Annotated in this window: 15 protein-coding genes and 1 tRNA gene; 11 read left to right on the plus strand and 5 right to left on the minus strand. The window is 54.7% G+C overall.

The window, feature by feature from the left end; translation table 11 throughout:
• Positions 1 to 66 precede the first annotated feature (66 nt).
• Entirely contained in the window at positions 67 to 627 is a 561-nt protein-coding gene (locus DOLE_RS01125) for an SCP2 sterol-binding domain-containing protein (protein ID WP_012173655.1), read from the minus strand.
• A 362-nt stretch (positions 628 to 989) separates the two neighbouring features.
• On the opposite strand from DOLE_RS01125, the gene DOLE_RS16920 reads away from it, so the two are divergent.
• On the plus strand, positions 990 to 1607 hold the full coding sequence (locus DOLE_RS16920; protein ID WP_012173657.1) for a TetR/AcrR family transcriptional regulator: 618 nt from the start codon (positions 990 to 992) through the stop codon (positions 1605 to 1607).
• A 51-nt stretch (positions 1608 to 1658) separates the two neighbouring features.
• On the opposite strand, the gene dinB is transcribed toward DOLE_RS16920, so the two are convergent.
• From dinB to DOLE_RS01145, 3 genes are all read right to left on the minus strand, one after another.
• The gene (dinB, locus tag DOLE_RS01135) at positions 1659 to 2813 is read right to left on the minus strand and encodes a DNA polymerase IV (protein WP_012173658.1); all 1155 of its coding nucleotides are present in this window, start codon (positions 2811 to 2813) and stop codon (positions 1659 to 1661) included.
• Between the two features lie 106 nt (positions 2814 to 2919).
• Entirely contained in the window at positions 2920 to 3438 is a 519-nt protein-coding gene (locus DOLE_RS01140; RefSeq protein ID WP_012173659.1) for a hypothetical protein, read from the minus strand.
• The gene (locus DOLE_RS01145) at positions 3431 to 4216 is read right to left on the minus strand and encodes an NRDE family protein (protein WP_012173660.1); all 786 of its coding nucleotides are present in this window, start codon (positions 4214 to 4216) and stop codon (positions 3431 to 3433) included. Before DOLE_RS01145 ends, DOLE_RS01140 begins: the two co-directional genes overlap by 8 nt.
• A gap of 215 nt (positions 4217 to 4431) precedes the next feature.
• On the opposite strand from DOLE_RS01145, the gene DOLE_RS01150 reads away from it, so the two are divergent.
• From DOLE_RS01150 to DOLE_RS01185, 9 genes are all read left to right on the plus strand, one after another.
• Positions 4432 to 4507, plus strand: a tRNA-Asn gene (locus DOLE_RS01150).
• Positions 4508 to 4557: 50 nt separating this feature from the next.
• Entirely contained in the window at positions 4558 to 4746 is a 189-nt protein-coding gene (locus DOLE_RS18730) for a GIY-YIG nuclease family protein (protein WP_083766492.1), read from the plus strand.
• A 173-nt stretch (positions 4747 to 4919) separates the two neighbouring features.
• Complete coding sequence (locus tag DOLE_RS01155) at positions 4920 to 5903, plus strand: hypothetical protein (protein WP_012173661.1); 984 nt, start codon at positions 4920 to 4922, stop codon at positions 5901 to 5903.
• A complete protein-coding gene (locus DOLE_RS01160) occupies positions 5900 to 6661 on the plus strand; it encodes a hypothetical protein (protein ID WP_012173662.1) in 762 nt (253 codons plus the stop codon). The genes DOLE_RS01155 and DOLE_RS01160 overlap by 4 nt, the downstream gene beginning before the upstream one ends.
• 615 nt (positions 6662 to 7276) lie before the next feature.
• Positions 7277 to 7909: a transcriptional repressor LexA gene (gene lexA, locus DOLE_RS01165; protein ID WP_012173663.1), complete on the plus strand. Its 633-nt coding sequence runs from the start codon at positions 7277 to 7279 to the stop codon at positions 7907 to 7909.
• Between the two features lie 30 nt (positions 7910 to 7939).
• Positions 7940 to 8755 carry a DUF72 domain-containing protein gene (locus tag DOLE_RS01170; protein WP_012173664.1) on the plus strand — a complete coding sequence of 272 codons (816 nt, stop codon included), beginning with the start codon at positions 7940 to 7942 and terminating at the stop codon, positions 8753 to 8755.
• On the plus strand, positions 8752 to 9957 hold the full coding sequence (locus DOLE_RS01175) for a DNA polymerase Y family protein (protein WP_012173665.1): 1206 nt from the start codon (positions 8752 to 8754) through the stop codon (positions 9955 to 9957). Before DOLE_RS01170 ends, DOLE_RS01175 begins: the two co-directional genes overlap by 4 nt.
• Positions 9958 to 9962: 5 nt before the next feature.
• Positions 9963 to 12974: a DNA polymerase III subunit alpha gene (locus DOLE_RS01180; protein WP_012173666.1), complete on the plus strand. Its 3012-nt coding sequence runs from the start codon at positions 9963 to 9965 to the stop codon at positions 12972 to 12974.
• A gap of 110 nt (positions 12975 to 13084) precedes the next feature.
• Complete coding sequence (locus DOLE_RS01185) at positions 13085 to 14362, plus strand: phospholipase D-like domain-containing protein (protein WP_012173667.1); 1278 nt, start codon at positions 13085 to 13087, stop codon at positions 14360 to 14362.
• A 217-nt stretch (positions 14363 to 14579) separates the two neighbouring features.
• On the opposite strand, the gene DOLE_RS01190 is transcribed toward DOLE_RS01185, so the two are convergent.
• Entirely contained in the window at positions 14580 to 15572 is a 993-nt protein-coding gene (locus DOLE_RS01190) for a helix-turn-helix transcriptional regulator (protein ID WP_012173668.1), read from the minus strand.
• Between the two features lie 172 nt (positions 15573 to 15744).
• Here DOLE_RS01190 and DOLE_RS01195 point away from each other — a divergent pair, with 172 nt between their 5' ends.
• The gene (locus DOLE_RS01195; RefSeq protein WP_041280277.1) at positions 15745 to 17964 is read left to right on the plus strand and encodes an AAA family ATPase; all 2220 of its coding nucleotides are present in this window, start codon (positions 15745 to 15747) and stop codon (positions 17962 to 17964) included.
• Positions 17965 to 18099 lie beyond the last annotated feature (135 nt).

The following is an 18099-nucleotide window of genomic DNA, read 5'->3' on the forward strand; positions in this document are numbered from 1 at the left end:
GCTGATACCAGAATTTTTGTCGTACCACTATATGGGATATAAATTGTACCGTCTACTCTTTTTTGCTTAGGTAAACAGGGGCTGTGTCTGCATGGCAAAGGCCATGTCCCCTTCGATCTGCATGCCGCCGGACATGAACAGGTTTACCGGGTTGGTCTCCTTTTTTACCAGGGCGATGGAGTCCGCTGTTTTCATCTTGAAGGTTGCGGCCGGGGTGTCAGCACCGTTGAAAACGGTTTTGATCGATACGGCGCTGCCGTCGTCATTGGCCAGCTGGGCCATGAAGCTGCCTTTAAGGGTCTGAAGCGTGTTGTACTTACGCTTGTTCAGGTCGCTCTGAATGCCCAGCAGCATGTCCAGGCTGTTGGTTTCGATCATTTTCTGAAGGTCTTCAGCGGTAATGCTGATTCGGACCAGGGGGTTGTCCAGGTCGCCTTCCTTGACGTCAAACTCGGTGCCGTCTTTCACCACGTAGGCAAATTTGTCCCCGGAAACCTCGACCACCATGGTGAACTCAGTGCCGGCCAGTTCAGTGGCGGCGCCGCTTTCAGCGATCGTTTTTTTTGCCAGGTTGGGGGAAAAGTCCAGAAGAAGTTCTTTTACGCTGATTCCTGCAGGTATATCCATAATATTATCTCCTTGCTGCCAGGCACTCTGTCCTGACGGCTAAACAACCATTAATATTCATCCCATGTGTTTTCTGTCAACAAAAATCTGGTTCAAACCCGCCACACCAGAAGTGAAGGTGGGCTTTTTCAGAATGTGGTTTTTTCGATAGGACCTCCTTTCGTTTCGGGTTACCGGCAGCCGGTCAAAAAAGGCCGGTTGACAATGTTTTCAGTTTGGAGTAAAGAAACTGACATGTCAGTTTTATTATTAACCACCATGCATGTCAAGAACAAAAAGCGTGTGTTGCTTTTTTATAAGAAGGGCGTAGCATAGAAAGCCGGTCAGCGGCGGCGCTGTTGACCGCATTTGAGAGGACAACCATGAAAGCGGAAAAACGAAAAGACCTGATCCTGGCATGTTCGAAAAAACTGTTTGCAAAACAGGGGTTTTACAGGACACAAATTTCAGACATCATAGATGAAGCCAGGATTGCCAGGGGGACGATATACCAGTATTTTAAAAACAAAGAAGATATTTTTGTTTCCCTGCTGGAAGGCGCCTATGCCCAGTGGGAGCAGGCCGTTTCCCAGGCCGTGGCCGCCATTGACCTGAAAACCATCAAACCGGTGGATTACTTTCGGCTGCGCATACAAACAACACTGGAGTTTTTATTAGCTGATCCGGATATTTGCAGCATTGTCCTCTCCATGGGATTCGGTCTTCCCGAAGACCTGGAAAAAGCAACCCGCAAGCTTGAAAGCAAAATACGGGATATTGCGGTAAACGACTTCATGCTGGGCATTCACAACAATCATGTTCGAAAAAACATCAACATCGATCATGCCGCCGAGATGATTGCCGGGGCCGCGTTCCGGTCGGCCTATTATATGCAGAAAAAGGCCAAAACCGGTGACCGGGCCGACATCGACACCATGACCGACGAAATCGTCAACCTGCTGGCGCCCGGCATCTTTCTTCCTGAATCCCTGAAACTGTGAGGCCGGTTGTTTGACAGCATAACATCTTTTGTTGCGCACACCCCCACTGCCTCACTCATCCAGCGAGCCCCGCTTGACCATGGTCTTGCCGAACTTTTCCGATATGGCCGACACCGACCGGTCCACCTGCTCCCACCGGGAGTCGCGGCGCGCCTCCCCGTCAAATAACTCCATCTGCACGCCCCCGGAGGTCACCACCAGTTCGGTAACGCCCACGCCGATCAACCGGACCTTCTGGGCAAGGGTCTGTTTTTCCAGGAGGGCGGACGCCTGCCGGTAAATGGTGTCCGAGGACTGGACCGGAGCGTCCAGGGTGGTTTGCCGGGTGGTTTGGGAAAAGTCGGCATATTTTATCTTGATAAACACCACCCGGGCCCGGGCGTTCAGCTTCTGAAGATGGCGGCATACGTCTCCGGCCTGGCGCAGCAGATGGTGCCGCAGTTCCTGTTTTTCCGCCGTGTCCCGGGAAAGGGTGGTCTCCTCGCTCACCGATTTTGCCGGATGCCACGGCACCACCCGGGAATCGTCGATTCCCCGGGAGAGTTCTTTTAATCGCCGGCCGAATTTTCCCAGCTTTTTGGAAAGCACTCCGTCTGGCAGCCGGACCACGTCGCCCAGGGTTTCAATGCCCATCAGGGCCAGCTGTTTTTTTGTGACCGACCCCACCCCCGGCACCTTGTGAACGGGCAGGGTTTCGATAAACCGGTCCGCCGCTTCGGGCAAAATCACCATCAGGCCGTCGGGCTTGTTCATGTCCGAGGCGATCTTGGCCAGGAACTTGATCGGCGCCACGCCCACCGAGCAGGTGATGCCGAGCGTGTCAAAGACCTGCTTCTTGATATTTTTTCCAATGGTTTCCGGGGTGCCGTGCAGCCGTTCGCATCCCGAGATGTCGAGGTAGGCCTCGTCAATGGAGACCTGCTCCACCAGGGGAGAGACCGCGTCCAGGATCTCCATGACCCGGGCAGACACCTCCTTGTAGCGTTCCATGCGCGGGGGCGCCACAATCGCGTCAGGACAGAGCTTTAAGGCCCGGGACATGGGCATGGCCGAGTGCACGCCAAAGACCCGGGCCTCGTAGCTGGCCGCTGCCACCACCCCCCGGCCCGAGCTTCTGCCAACCACCACGGCACGGCCTCGCCACTCGGGGTGGTCCAGCTGCTCTACCGACGCGAAAAACGCGTCCATGTCAACATGAAGAATCATGATGGTTCCACACCACTATCCAAATCGGTATCGGTATCGCTATCGGTATCGAAATCGAGTCGGACATACCGTTTCCAGATCATTGCATCTTGGACCGGACCCACTTTCAACATATCCGGTTCAGACCCAACACATACCGCACAAAGGCGGAGAGGTCCGGCAGGATCACGTAGGGTTTTTCCTTTTGTTCGCTCAAGGGCAGCATCCTGAAAACCGGGCCCCCGGCCAGAATGGTGGTAGCCCCCGGCATGCGCGGCGCAATCCCTTTATCCAGCAGGTCCATGGCATCTTCCCGCAGCACGGTCAGCCCGAGCAGGTCGGGACAACCGGTTTTGCACTTTTCAACCAGAGCATCCGGCTCCATCAGCAGGCCCCACCGCTCTATTCGCATGCCGGCCACACCGGCGTAAAGCTCGATCAGGTCAAGGCCCATGCCGATGCCATCGTCCAGGGTGGCGGTGGCAAGAACCGGGGGCCGGGGCCACAGGCCGGGAATGTTTTTGTCCTGCCGCCATTGGGCCATCTGTTTACCCACGGTGATCAGCCGGTGCCGGGAAAAAAGGCCCCGGGCCTCCCACGCGTTGCACAGCCGGGCAAGGGCCGTTTGCAGGCGGTTATCATGCATGGCCCACCTGGAAAGATATGCGTTTATCCTGGGTTTTCAGGCGGTCCCCGGCCCCGGGTTCAAACGTCCGCTCCACAAACAGGCCCCGGCCTTCGCCATCTATCAGGATCACCGACGAGCTGCGGGTGCCGTAATCCGGAGAGCGAATGAACATGGGCGAAAGCACCCGCTCCCAGGCGATGCCCACGCCCGTGTCCGGCAGCCGGTTGTCCGGCGGCATCGTTGTGTCGTGCAGAATCTCCAGCAGGTCGTCCGGAGAAAACGCTTTTCCCTTACTCAGCAGGCCCTTGAGCCTGTTCCTGCCGGTTTCCACTTTGGGCCAGGGCGTGTCCAGCAGGTGGTTGGAAAGGCCGTGCAGGCCGGGGGAGATGCGGCGCACCTGCTGTTCCCTGTTGGAGTAATAAAACAGGCCATCGTCCAGTGTTCCTGCGACCAGGTTGAAGCCGCTGTACGGCCGGTTTTCCTGCTGAAGATCAAGAAGGTATTGATCCGGAGCCGTAGTCCCCGAAAGAAAGTCGCTTACCAGCGCACCCCGTGAAGGGGCGGCCGGATTTGCCAGCCGGGGATCCCGGAAGTTGGTCACTGCGGCAAACCGGCCGGTGGTGGTAACACCCAGCCAGGTGCCGCCGGCCTTTTTGTCCCTTCCGGCCAGCACCCGGGGCGCGTCCTCCCAGAAGTCCAGCACCGCCGTGGGCCGGTCATAAAACTCGTCCCGGTTGGCAGCAAGGATAAACGGATAGTCGGCACGATACCGGTTGGCGATCAGGATAAGACACATGAAAACAGTATATCCTTTTTTTGCGTTCCGGCAACCGGGCAAAGGTAAAATCCGGAAAAAAAGCATGCTCTTTTTGATTGACATTTACCGCAAACTTTCATACACATACCCCACTGATCCCCAGTAGCTCAGTCGGCAGAGTCCCGCCACGGCGGGATTAACCACCGAGCCGGTGGCCGGGAGGTCCGGCACCGAAACTGGGATAAATAGACTGATCCCCAGTAGCTCAGTCGGCAGAGCAGGTGGCTGTTAACCACCGTGTCCGTGGTTCGAGTCCGCGCTGGGGAGCCAAATCATCCGAGGCAGCAGGAATCTCTGCTGCCTTTTTTATTTGATACCATATGTATTGGGTCTATATTCTGCAAAGCACTACAACTCAACGCTATTACTGCGGCTACACAGACGATCTAGACAGACGGTTAAAGCAACACAATGATCCCGACTATCACGGTACCAGAACAACTAAAGTCTTTTCCGGCCCGTGGGAGCTGATCTGGCAACTAAACAAAATTCATTGGCAAGGACGTTGAATCCGCCCCTTGGTATCACCTGTTTAAAGGTGACCGCATTAATGATCATCATTTGACGTTGGCAGAAAAAAAGCTACAAAAAAGCAAATAAAATTTAAGCAATAACAGGATGAAAACTTTTTATTGCACGGTAACAATTATAATGTTATCGTACAAAAAAAGGTTATTGCGCCATGAAAAATCTGCCCCATGATTTTGAGGATTATGTCAAAAAAGTGGCCGGGCTTTCCGTCACCTGGGGCGCCCCTGTGCCCAGAGCTTTGCCCCAATATCTGGCCCGGCAATATGCCCTGCATGAGGTTATCGTTGGTAAACGAATTTTTCTGGGTATCCTGCTCAAGGACAACAGCGAATTTAAGCCGGCCGCGTTTGTAAAGCACCTGCGGCAGCTTCTGGCGGATTCCGGCGGTCAGGAAGGGTATTGCCTGTTTGCCCGGGATTTGCCGGGGTATATCCGGCGACGCCTGGTGGAACGACAAATTCCCTTTGTCACGCCCGGCCAGCAGATGTATTGGCCGGCCCTGGGCCTGGCCGCCCAGGCCAGAAAAACCGGGAAAATGCCAGTTCCGGTGGAGGCCCTGTCTCCGGCCGCGCAAGCGGTTGTTATTTACGCGTTAAACGGGAAAATAACCGGGCCGGTCACGCCCAAGGTGCTGGCCGGGGTTTTGGGATATGCCGGCATGACCATGTCCCGGGCGCTGGATGAGATCGAGGCCAATAACGTGGGCCGGGTGGCCCGCCAAGGCCGGGAACGGCTGCTTGATTTCCCGGGTGAACGCCGTGATCTGTGGCAGGCCGCCTTGCCGTATCTGCGATCTCCAGTGCGCAAAACAACGCGGATAAGAGAAAAAGCATGGCCTGTGAAAAGCCGCATTAAAGCCGGACAGACAGCGCTGGCGGAATTGAGTATGCTGGTCGCCCCTGCAGAGCCGGTCTATGCCATCGGTCGGCAGGCCTGGAAAAAACAGGCCAAAAGCATTGAACGCATTCCCGTGGAAGACGAAGGCACCTGCCGCGTTGAAATCTGGCGCTATGACCCAGCCCTGTTTGCCGAAGGCGGGAGGGTGGACCCGTTTTCCCTCTATCTCAGCCTGCGGGAAGAACAGGACGAGCGGGTTGAATCCGCCGCAGAAAAAATGGTGGAACAGGTCTTATGATCATCGGCCTTGATAAATTTGCCGCGCACTTTTCCGGATATCGGGACCGGTATCTGCTCATTGGTGGCGCGGCCGTGTGGCTGATTCTGGAGGAGGCGGGTATTGAGCCGCGGGCCACCAGGGATCTGGATATTGTCCTTTGCCTGGAAGCCCTGGACCCGGATTTCGGGGCGGTTTTCTGGGATTTTATAAAAGCCGGGGGATACAAAATTCAGGAAAAAAGCACGGGAAAGAAAAACTTCTACCGGTTTGTGAAACCTTCGCAACCGGATTATCCGGTGATGCTGGAGCTGTTTGCCCGCCGGCCGGATGCCTTGACACTGCATGATGACAGTCATTTGACACCCATCCCCACAAGTGAAGAGGCTTCCAGCCTTTCGGCTATTCTGCTGGATGATAATTATTATGACTTTCTTCATCGACACAAGCGGGCGATTGGGGGGATTTCCTTTGTCAGCGAATACGGCCTTATACCTCTCAAGGCCCGGGCCTGGCTGGACTTGACGCAAAGAAAAGCGGCCGGTGAAAACATCGACAGCCGCGATATTAAAAAACATAGAAACGATGTCTTGCGTCTATACCAGATTCTGTCGCCGGAGATCAAAATAGATGCGCCGGAAGCCATGCGCCGGGATCTGGATACTTTTCTGCGGCAAACCCAACCGGCATTGAGCCAGGAAATATTAAAGAGTCTTGGGGTGAGGGACGTGAATGTTGTCGATGTTATCCAGACGATCAGAATTGTATATGGAATTTAAGGAAAGGCGAACCCATGCCGGCAAAAGATAAACAAACGATCTGTGACGCCCTGGTAAAAGCGATTCGCGGGGCCCCGGTTATAATCCGGAGTTCCAGACAGCGGCGGTCTGTCTCTTCCTGATTGAAAATTTCGCGCCCTTCAGGTTCAGTCCGGTATCCGAAGGGTTCTTTGAAAACGAAGGGTCAGCCTTGCCTCGGGATGTACTTCCGGAAAAGAAAAAATCAATCGGTCGTCTTTTAATTCCCGGATCAACTGCGCGAACAGTTGCGGCCGCTTGCGGATAATCTCCTGTATGTCTTTAGAAATTTTCCCAACATAAGGTGTCAAGAAAAACAATCGGTAGTATTTATCTGGCCCATTAATGTAAATAAAACTATTTACATTGACATTTACATTATGGCGGGGGTACTGTTGTCTCCAGATTGACAGGTTTACCAATGATGATGAACTCGTAAAAAGTCTATTTGGAATGGCAAAGTAAAAAGTTCAAGATCAAGGCGTCGCAAATCCCGAGGAATGAGGCGTACTTGTCGTACGCCGCAGTGACGAGGGGTGCAGCGCAACGCAGATATTGGGCTTTTTACGAAGCCATCAATGATCGCATGGAGGCAGCATGAGAGACTCCCTTACAGCCCGGCAGCAGCAGGTACTGGAATATTTTCAGCATGAGATCGCTGAGACCGGTGCATCGCCAAGCCTGCGGCAGGCGGCGGATGCGCTGTCCGTCAGCCACACCGCCATATCCCAGGCACTGAAATTGCTGGAGAAAAAAGGCTACATTACCCGTCATGGGAGATACAGTCGCGATATCCATGTGCTTAACCCCATGAACCAGTCAGCCGGCATGCACCGCTGGCGGGAAATTCCCGTTATCGGCGCCATTACTGCCGGGTTGCCCATGTATGCCCAGCAGGAATGGGAGGGCACCCTGGTTCTGGACCGGAGCTGCTTTCCCGGGGACAACCTTTTTGCCCTGAGGGTAAAAGGGGATTCCATGAAGGACGCTGCTATTTTAGACGGGGACCTGGTTATCTGCGAACCCCGCCAATTTGCGGAAAACGGTGAGATCGTGGTGGCCCTGGTGAACGGCGAGGAAGCCACGGTAAAACGGTTTTTCAAACGCCAGGACCATATTGAGCTGAAGCCCGAAAACCCTGCCTATGCCCCCCTTAAGCTGATGTTTGGTGATGTGCTGATTCAGGGAAAGGTCATTGGCCTGCACAGGGATCAGCAAGGGCTTGTCTGACATCCTTATTTTTAAACGGTAACACTCCATATGGTTGCATCTGGCGCACAGATTCTGGTCGGCACCTGCGGGTATTCCTATCCGGAGTGGAAAGACGCCGGCTTTTATGCCGAAGACACACCCTCCGGGAAAATGCTGGAAGCCTATGCCCGGCGGTTTTCCGTAACTGAGCTGAATTATACCTGGTATCAGATGCCCAAGGCCCCGGCGGTGGAGCGCATGTGCCGGAATGTACCGGAGACCTTCCGGTTTGCCGCCAAGCTGAACCGCAAGCTGACCCATGAAGTGGAGCCCAACCAGTGGCGGCAGGAAGCCGCACAATACCGGGCGGGCATATCGCCCCTGGTGCAGTCCAACCAGTTGGCCGCCGTGCTGGTCCAGTTTCCCCCCTCGTTTCAGCGCACGCCGGCCAACAGATCATACCTGGCCGCCCTGCTGGATGAAATGGGCGACCTTCCCCTGGCCGTGGAGTTCCGGCATGTCTCCTGGGCAACAGACAAGGTATATGCCGCGTTTACCGAAAAAAAAGTCACCCTGGTGGCGGTGGATGTGCCGGACCTGGCCTGGCTCTATCCCTCGGTGGATGTGGTGACCAACCCGGACCTGTTTTATGTCCGGTTTCACGGCAGAAACGCCAAAGGGTGGAACGCCGGCAGCATGCAGCAGCAGTTTGACTATGATTATACCGCCGCAGAACTGTCCCCCTGGGCCGACCAGCGCATTCCGCGGATGGCCGCGCAGGCAGGGGCCGGCCTGGTGTTTTTCAATAACCATGTCCGGGCCCAGGCGCCGAACAACGCGCTCCAGCTTATTCAGATGCTGATACGGCAGGGCCTGTTTCAATGATCCACCGTTTTTTGGAACGATCCATCATCCATATCAATGTGGCCCATTTTGCCGTGACCGTGGAGCAGACACTGGACGCCCGCCTTCGGGATCGGCCGGTGTTAATCGCGCCGGCCGGGGCCGCGCGAACACCCGTGTACGACATGAGCCAGGAGGCCTTTGCGTCCGGCATCCGCAAGGGCATGCCGGTGGCCGGCGCCCTGAAGGCCTGCCGGGACTGCAAGGTGGTGCCGCTTTACCCGGCCCGCTATGAACGGGCCATGCAGACCATCGCAAAATACGCCGGGGCGTATACCCCGGTGGTTGAACAGGGCAGCGGGGATGGCCACCTGTTTCTGGATGTGACCGGGACCAGCCGGCTGTTCGGGCCGCCGCCGGACATCGCCTGGCGCCTGGAACGGCAGATCAAAAAAGACTTCGGCCTGGCGCCGGCCTGGTCCGTGGCCGCCAATAAGCTGGTGGCCAAGGTGGCCACCCGCCTGGTAAAACCGGTGGGCGAATATATTGTCTGCCCCGGTGACGAGGCGCCCTTTCTGGAGCCCCTGCCCCTGGGTATTCTGCCCGGGGTGGAGCGGTCCGACCTGGACGCGTTTGCCATGTATCACATTGGCCGGGTGAACCAGCTGCGGCCGTGGAGCCTTGCGCAGTTGCAGGTGGCCTTTGATACGCGGGCGCAGTTCCTGTTTGACACCATTCGGGGCATTGATCTTTCTGCGGTCACGTCCGGCCGCGAAAAGGAACCAACCGTTGCCATGGAACATGAGTTTTCCGAAGACACCAACCAGCGGGACCAGATGGAACAGGTGCTCTACGGGCTTGTGGAAAAGGGAGGCCGCGCCCTTCGTGCCCGGCAGCGCTTTGCCCGGATCGCCGGTGTGGTGGTGGACTATTCGGACGGCAGGCGGTGCGCGCGGCAGGTGTCCATAGCGCCGCCTACGGCCAATGACCCGGCGCTGTTTGAGGCGGCCCGCAGGGCGTTGTCCCTGGCGGTGGTCCGCCGGGTCCGGGTGAGGTATATCCGGCTGGTGCTGCGCAGGCTGCTCTTTCCCCCGGTCCAGCTGGACCTTTTTGACCATGACCGGCAGGAACGCCAGACACGCCTTCTGACCGCCATGGATAACATCCGGTCAAAGTTTGGGGACAGCGCCATCTACCCCGGCCGCATGGAGGCGCCTGGCCTGCAACAACTGTTTTACGCGTGAAACAAATGATCCCCCTGACAGTCAGATCCGGTTATTCGCTGATGTGGGGCACAGCCCCCATCAAGGAGGTGTGCCGCGTGGCCCGGCAGCAGGGATATGATCGCCTGGCCCTGACCGACACGGACAACCTTTACGGGCTGTGGCATTTTCTGGACGCCTGCCGCCGGAACGATATCACGCCGGTTGTCGGGGCGGAACTTACCGACCCCGCCACAACAGACCGGGCCGTTCTTCTGGTAAAAAACCCGGAAGGCTACAAAAACCTGTGCCGGCTCATAACCGCCCGGCACCTTGAACCGGACTTTAAACTGGAAACAGCCATTGCCCGGCATGCTGATGGCCTGGCCGTGCTGACCCGCAATCCCTGCCATTTGAAGCAGTGGCATGAATCCGGTGTGGCGGTGTATGGCGCCATGCCCCGGCGGCCGATGTCGCTGTCCAGCCCGCTGTGTCAGACCGCCAGGTACTTAAATGTTCCCCTGGTGGCCACGCCCGGCAGCTTTTTTCTTTCTCCGCAAGACATGGATGCCCACCGGATGCTGCGCGCCATTGACCTGAACACCACGGTTGACAGGCTTGGCCCGTTAGAAGCGGCGCCCGGGGAAGCCTGGCTGGCATCCCCCCGGGAGTATGAGAAACGTTTTGAAGCCTGCCCGGAAGCTCTGGCCAACACCCGTCGCCTTTCGGAAACCCTGACGTTTACCGGCCCCGAATTCGGCCTGGTCATGCCCCCCTGGGAAAGCAAAACGGGCACGGACCCTGGCTCCGCCCTTCGGCAGGCCGCCTACCGGGGCGCTCAGGCGCGGTATGGCCGGGACCTTCCGGAGCCTGTCGCACGGCGCTTGGAGCACGAACTGAGTATCATTATTCAAATGCGCTTTGCCGCTTACTTTCTGGTGGTGCAAGACATTGTGCGGCTGAGCCCCAGGATTTGCGGCCGGGGATCGGGCGCGGCCTCCCTGGTGGCCTATTGCCTGCGTATCACCAATGTCTGCCCGATAAAGCACAACCTGTATTTCGAGCGCTTTTTAAACCCGGGCCGAAAGGACGCCCCGGATATTGACGTGGATTTTGCCTGGGATGAACGCGACACCGTCCTGGCAGCGGTGTTCGAGCGGTTTGGCGATCATTGTGCCATGGTCTGCAACCACGTGCGAATGCAGCCGAGAATGGCGGTCCGGGAGGTGGCCCGGGTATATGGCCTGACCGAAGCGGAAATCAGCCGGGTGACCAAAAAAATGCCGTGGTTCTGGCGGCAGGACACCGCCGGCCTGGACATCCTGCGGGAACTGTCAGAGCGCCCGGAATCCCGGGATCTGGACCTGCCCGCGCCCTGGCCCGGGATCATGGCCGTTGCCCGGAAAATCTGCGGCGCGCCCCGGTATCTTTCCGTCCATCCCGGCGGCGTGATCATCACCCCCCGGCCTGTCTGCGAATATGTTCCGGTGGAAAGGGCCGCCAAGGGTGTCCGGATTATCCAGTGGGAAAAAGACCAGGCCGAGGATGCCGGGCTGGTGAAAATCGACCTGCTGGGCAACCGGAGCCTGGCCGTGATCCGGGACGCCATTTACAACCTGCGGTCAAACAACCACTTGCTCGACGAATCCACGTGGGCGCCGGAGGACGACTTTGCCACCCAGGAGGCGGTGTCCCAGGGCAAAACCATGGGCTGTTTTTACATAGAGAGCCCGGCCACCCGGCTGTTGCAGAAAAAGTCCCGGGTGGGGGACTTTGAACACCTGGTGATCCACAGCAGCATTATCCGGCCGGCAGCCAATGATTATATCCAGGAATACCTCCGCCGCCTGCACGGCGCGTCCTGGGACCCCATTCACCCGCTTCTGGCGGATGTGCTGGACGAGACCTTTGGCATCATGGTGTACCAGGAAGACGTGTCCCGGGCCGCTGTGTCCGTGGCCGGGTTTTCTCACGCCGATGCCGACGGCCTGCGCAAGGTCATGTCCAAAAAAGACAAGGACCATGTTCTGGCCGATTTTTACCGGCGCTTTGCGGACGGGGCCGCCAAAAACGGGGTGACCCCGGAGAAGATTCGCGAGATATGGCGGATGATGATGAGCTTTTCCGGGTATTCCTTCTGCAAGCCCCACAGCGCCTCCTATGCACGGGTGTCGTTTCAGGCGGCCTGGCTCAAGACCCACTATCCTGCCGCGTTCATGGCCGCCGTAATCAGCAACCAGGGCGGGTTTTACAGCACCTTTGCCTATGTCTCCGAGGCCCGTCGCTCCGGCATTACCATCCTGGCCCCGGACGTCAATGCAAGCGACATCCGATGGCAGGGCAACGGCAACACCATCCGGGTGGGGCTTTCTGCTGTCGGTCATCTGTCCCTTAAAACCATGGAAAAAACGCTTGCCCACCGCAAGGCCGCACGTTTTACCGGCCTGGAAGACTACATGGACCGGGTCCGGCCGGATGAGCCTGAAGCTCAGGCCCTTATTCAGAGCGGCGCCTTTGACGCGTTGTGCCCGGGCCGGTCCAGAAGCATGATCCGGTGGCAATGGGCCTGCTGGAAAAACAACCGCCCGCCAGCATCGTCCTCGCCCCTTTTGTTTGACACGGCTCCCGGGCCGGTGGTCCCGCCCCCGCAGATAACCGAAGACCCGCTGGAAAGATACCGGCAGGAGTTTTCTGTTTTGGGCTTTTTGTGTGACACCCACCCCATGACGCTGTATAAGACGGAACTGGAGGGCCGGCAGACCATCAAGGCCAAACACCTGGGCCGATACGCGGGCAAACGCGTCTGCGTGGCCGGCTGGTTGATCACCGGCAAGGTCGTGCGCACGAAAAACGGCGATCCCATGGAGTTTTTGACCTTTGAAGATGAAACCGACATCTTTGAAGCCACCTTTTTCCCAAAGACGTATACCCGGTTCTGCCACATGATCGACAGGGGAAGCCCCTTCCTCCTCTGGGGCACGGTGGAGACCAATTGGGGGGCTGTGACACTCACGGTGGAAAAAATAGAAGGCCTGCCGGACTACAATAACCGACTATGATGAATAAACAATTTTGTATTGACAGAAGCATGCCCGGTCATGATAATGGGCCGAGGTTGGGGAAAATACAGCAGCCGTATAATCAATGTTAAGCGCCATAAAGGACGATCATGAGCATACAAATACTGAATAAAGATCATGGGCAGTCGGCTGGAAAGCTCATCAAGGAATTTGCGCAGACCCTTGATAGAAAAAAACAAAGAAGACATGAGCTTTGGATACTCTCATGTTATATCGATTTGGATTTAATAGAAAAATACGTTGATTATCTTCTGAAGAGTATCCGGCTGACAGAAGTCTTTTTAGCATTCAATTTCGCAGAAATCTATAAAGCAGCCCCCATTGAAACAGAAGACAAACTTAATTCCATTAAAAAAAATCTAAACGATATAAATATCAATTTTGAATGGAGGGTATTGGCCTCTTCCAAATTAGTTCACAGCAAAGGATATTCCCTAATTCAAAGATCAGGTGATAAAGTATCCGGAGGGGTCGTTCTCATAACCTCTGCGAACTTTACGAAGCCAGGATTCAAAGGCGATAATATTGAGATAGGATATGCTTCAAATAGAAAAACGGATGTTCAAAATTTTGAAAAAACATACGATTATCTCTGGGAAAATTTGGGTGTAGATATAGGAGCAGCGATTTTCAGACAAGAAAAATATCTACTGCAGTTTGCATTGTTATCTTCTGGTTTATTTCTTCATAAATGGTCTGGAAGCTTGAGTCAGGACGTTGGTATAAAATACAAACTGACAGAACTCGCAAAAGAAAAAGGAACAATAGCTCCTGAATTGGCCGCAGTTGGATTTGAAACGGGTGATACCTTTACGAGGCAAGTTTTGCAGCTTGGCGACCTACCACAAAAGGAAGTGCCACGATCATTTATAACACGATTCACCATTGAAACTTACTGGGGGAGATGGTGCCCATCTGATGCTTGGAATACTCTCAGCGCAACATTTGAAGGAGCAAAACAATTTGTTGCACAATTCAAAGAAGCCACTAAAAAGTCTATTCTTTCAAAAATAAAAAAAGAAGCGCTTGAAATACAAAATGATCTGATTCATAAAAAGTTGATTAAGCCTGTGAAACCAGAACATTTGGATAATTGGATCCTTCGAATTCAAGAATTGCGCAATAACTATCGTCGTCTTGAACGATTTTTTACTGGATATGAAGCACATGATCTTCCGTATTCTATTGAACAAAAGTCTGATGTTATCGACCTATTTGAAAGTATAGAAGAATCTATCGAGCTTACAAAAGCCACTAATATTGCAAAAGAAAAAATTGTGTTTGCACTAGATGATGCAAATCCTGATCTTATCAGGCTGACAGATGAAGAAAAGCAAATAATAAAAGATATGAGCAGCAGCGCTTAACAACCGCATCAACTCGGACTGGGAAAAGCAGCCCCGCTTCGCTATGCTGCTTTTCCCAGCCGGTTATGCGGAGCGTTAGGTTTTAAATGTAAAAGTTAATATCTGCCCGGACACTTCCGGCAGATGGTAAAGCGCCCCCCGGCCAGTATTTTTATGCCCTGCAATCCAATGTTATTCCTTGCAAGCACCAACAATTCCGGAGTCGGTAGATCCCACATTATTGATAACGCTTTCGAATATTCTCTGCTGCGACCTTTACCTCCTCCACCAACCAGTCCGGTGAAAGCACCTTTACCTCGGCTCCGAAGGACATCACCCACGACACCACCTCCGGTTCGGACGAGGCGGTAAAGGTCAGCACAATCCCATCCCTTTTCTGCTCTATCTTCTGGTCCGGGCTCAGGCGCCGCTCTTCTGCAAAGGCCGCCGCATACCCGGTCAGCGACACCTCCACCTGGAAGGTCTCCTGCTTGATCACGCCAAAGGCCTGGTTGAAATGCTTTTCGAAATTGTAGGTTTTCGGAAAAACAAACTTCCGGTCCGTGGGTTCCACCGCCTTCAGCCGGTGCACGGCCAGCAGCGGGTCGAACTCAAACTCGGTTTTCTTTGAGCCGGGATACCGGGCCATGCCCGCGTGCAGGTAAAGGGCGTTGTTGTGGGCAAACAGCTTGTAAGGCTTGATGTAAAAGGTCTTGCCTCTGCTTTCCATGGGGTTCTTATAGGTGATTTTGCACACCGTCTTTTCTTCCATGGCCTTCATCAGCACGCGAATGTCCTGCTGCCGGGGCGTGTAGTCGATGGTGCCGGGCAGAAAGGCGTCAAACAGGTCCGCGCCCGTGGCGCCGGCGGCCAGGGTGCTGCTTTTCTGAATGGCCCTTTCCGATTCCATCAGCAGGTCTTTTCCCAGCAGGTGCCGCGTAAAGGCCAGGCACATCTGAAGCATGACCATTTCCGACGGCGACATGCTCAACGCGCCGGGCAGCTTCTCCGGCCGCTGAATATGGTAATAGCTTTTCCGGCCATCCTTGGTCTCCTCTATCGGCACATAAGCCCGGCTGATATGGTCCACCATTCGAATCACGGTCTGCTTGGAGCAATCCATCTCTTTGGCCAGGTCCACCAGGGACCGGCGCCTTCCCGTAAAATAGAGCTCGGCAAACAGCCAGATCAGGTTTTCTCCATAGGTTTTGTCCGATTTTTTTCTGGGCATGTCCCCTCCTTATGAAAAACCATTATCATTCCGTTTTATGGAACGATAGCCTGTTACGGTGGGCCTGTCAAGCGAAACGACCCCACTTTGAAAGTAGATTTTTTGAAGAACACACTCAGGAGGAAAGACCATGGCAATACCAAAACAGTTTCGACGCAAGCGGAGTATGAATATGGGGATGAACCAAGCCTTTTTTTTCTCTCGCCCCCAGGTAGAGGACAAAAACGGACGTTTTGTTGTCAGAAAATGCTGTGACTATATGCTGCGGCTGATGGGAAAACGATTCTCTTTAGATGCAGAGACCGTGGAGTTCATTTGCTGGCTGGTCGGTGAACAGCGAAGGGAAATCAGGAAATTCATCCTGACCCGGCTTCCGGAGGATGAGCAGGAATATTTTGATGAATTCCTCTCCCCGGATACTCATGATGACGGGATGTTTGGTATAACCATTGTGCAAACGCTGCAAATCTCAAAAGACCGAAGCATCGCCGCCGACTGCTTTCAATTTTTCAGCCAGATTTTGCAGCGCCGGCGAAAAGCACTGGCCGGCAACGGTAATTCCGGCCTGCAAAAAAGCTTTGATCAACTCCAGTCCATCTTCCGCCTCACAGACCTGGAGACGGAGCTGTGCCTTTTTCTCTTTATAATCAGCGCTTACGATACGCCGGAGAAATTTTTCGACGACCATCTGCACACAGACAGGTTTCAGGGGCGTGGTTTTCTCTGCACCGCGCTGAACGCATCCAAACATGAAATTAACCAGGCGATTGGCAAGACGCTGACGGCTGCCGGGCTGGTGGAAATTTCCGGAGGCTTTAAAAGCACCATCCGCTTGACAGATGAAGTACAAAACATCCTTTTTGATCCTGCCTGCGACATACTTCAGAAAACCAATTTAAAAGACGCTAAAAAACAACCGGCGCTTCCCCTGTCTTACCATTTTGTGCCGGAAGCCGATATCAGCCATATTCTTTCTCTGCTCTGCGGAAAAACCGATACCGCCACTCACATCCTCCTGTATGGCCCGCCAGGTACCGGCAAAACAAGCTTTGCGTATGGCCTTTCCCGCAAGCTGAATGATCCGGTATATGAAATCACGCATGACAACTCCCAGGAGAATGACAGCAAAAGCCGACGCCTCTCCCTGACGGTCTCAATCAACAGCATGAACCGGGGCCAGGGCGCGATTTTTATCGTTGATGAGGCAGATAATCTGCTGAACACGGAACGCCACTGGATGATAAGCGGTGAAGTGCAGGACAAGGGCTGGCTCAATAAGCTGATGGACAAGCCGGGGCTGCGGATCATCTGGATTGTCAACGCCATCCATTCCATAGAACCGTCTGTAGCGCGCCGCTTTGCCTACAGCCGCCATTTTGAGCCGTTTACCTGCAAACAGCGGGAACAGCTCTGGGATAATGTGATCCGGAAAAATCGCTGCAAGCGTTTTTTTACCACCGAAGACCTGCGGCAACTGGCCCGGGAGTTTGATGCCAGCGCCGGTGTCATTGACATGGCCGTAAAAAAAGCAAAAGAAGCCGGCCATGCCGGCCGGGCTCCAATGCTTCAGGCGGTCCGGCAGGGGATTGAAGCCCACCAGGCCCTGGTCAATGGCGGCCATAAAAAACCCCCCAAAGAAGCAATCGATCACCGGTATTCTCTGGATGGGTTAAACATATCCGCCGACATTCGGCAGGTAATGTTCCAGGCGGAACAATTCAGCCGGCACCTTAAAAATACCACCAATATGACCCACTATAATTTCAACCTGCTCCTTCATGGACCACCGGGCTCGGGCAAAAGCGAATTTGCCCGCTACCTTGCGCAACACCTGGACCGGGAACTTCATGTTCGCCGCTCCAGCGACATCTTGAGCCCATATGTAGGTGTGGCCGAAAAAAATATCCGCCAGTCATTTGACCAGGCCGCTCACCAGGGCGCTATCCTTTTAATTGACGAAGCCGACGCCCTGCTGTTTCCCCGGGCAAATGCCAGCCGCTCCTGGGAAATCAGCCACACGGCCGAACTGCTCACCGCCATGGAGCGGTTTCGCGGCCTGCTTATCTGCACCACCAACCGGCTGAACGGAATAGATTCTGCCGCCATCCGGCGATTTAACCATAAAATCAGATTCGACTTTCTCACGCCGGACGGCAGCTGGATCTTTTACAACAAAATGCTGACACCCCTGGCAAAACTCGCGCCGGATGACCGGAACATCAAGACCGTCAAAAACCTGCGCCGCCTGACCCCCGGTGATTTTAAGATCGTCCGGGACCGCTTTGCCTTTTATCCGAAAGAAGAGATCACCCATACCATGCTGGTTGACGCCCTGGGGCAGGAAGCCACCGTCAAACAGCAGCAAACAGGAGAAAAGCCGATTGGCTTTTAATAACAACAAAAAAAACGTCATTGCCAGAAACAACTCCACGTGGCAATCTTCCCGCAGTGAACGTCAATACGAGGAGCGATAGCGACGAAGCAATCTCCACCGCATTCCCCGTCAATGCGAGGAGCAACGCGACGA

It is taken from the genome of Desulfosudis oleivorans Hxd3, assembly GCF_000018405.1.
Taxonomy (GTDB): domain Bacteria; phylum Desulfobacterota; class Desulfobacteria; order Desulfobacterales; family Desulfosudaceae; genus Desulfosudis; species Desulfosudis oleivorans.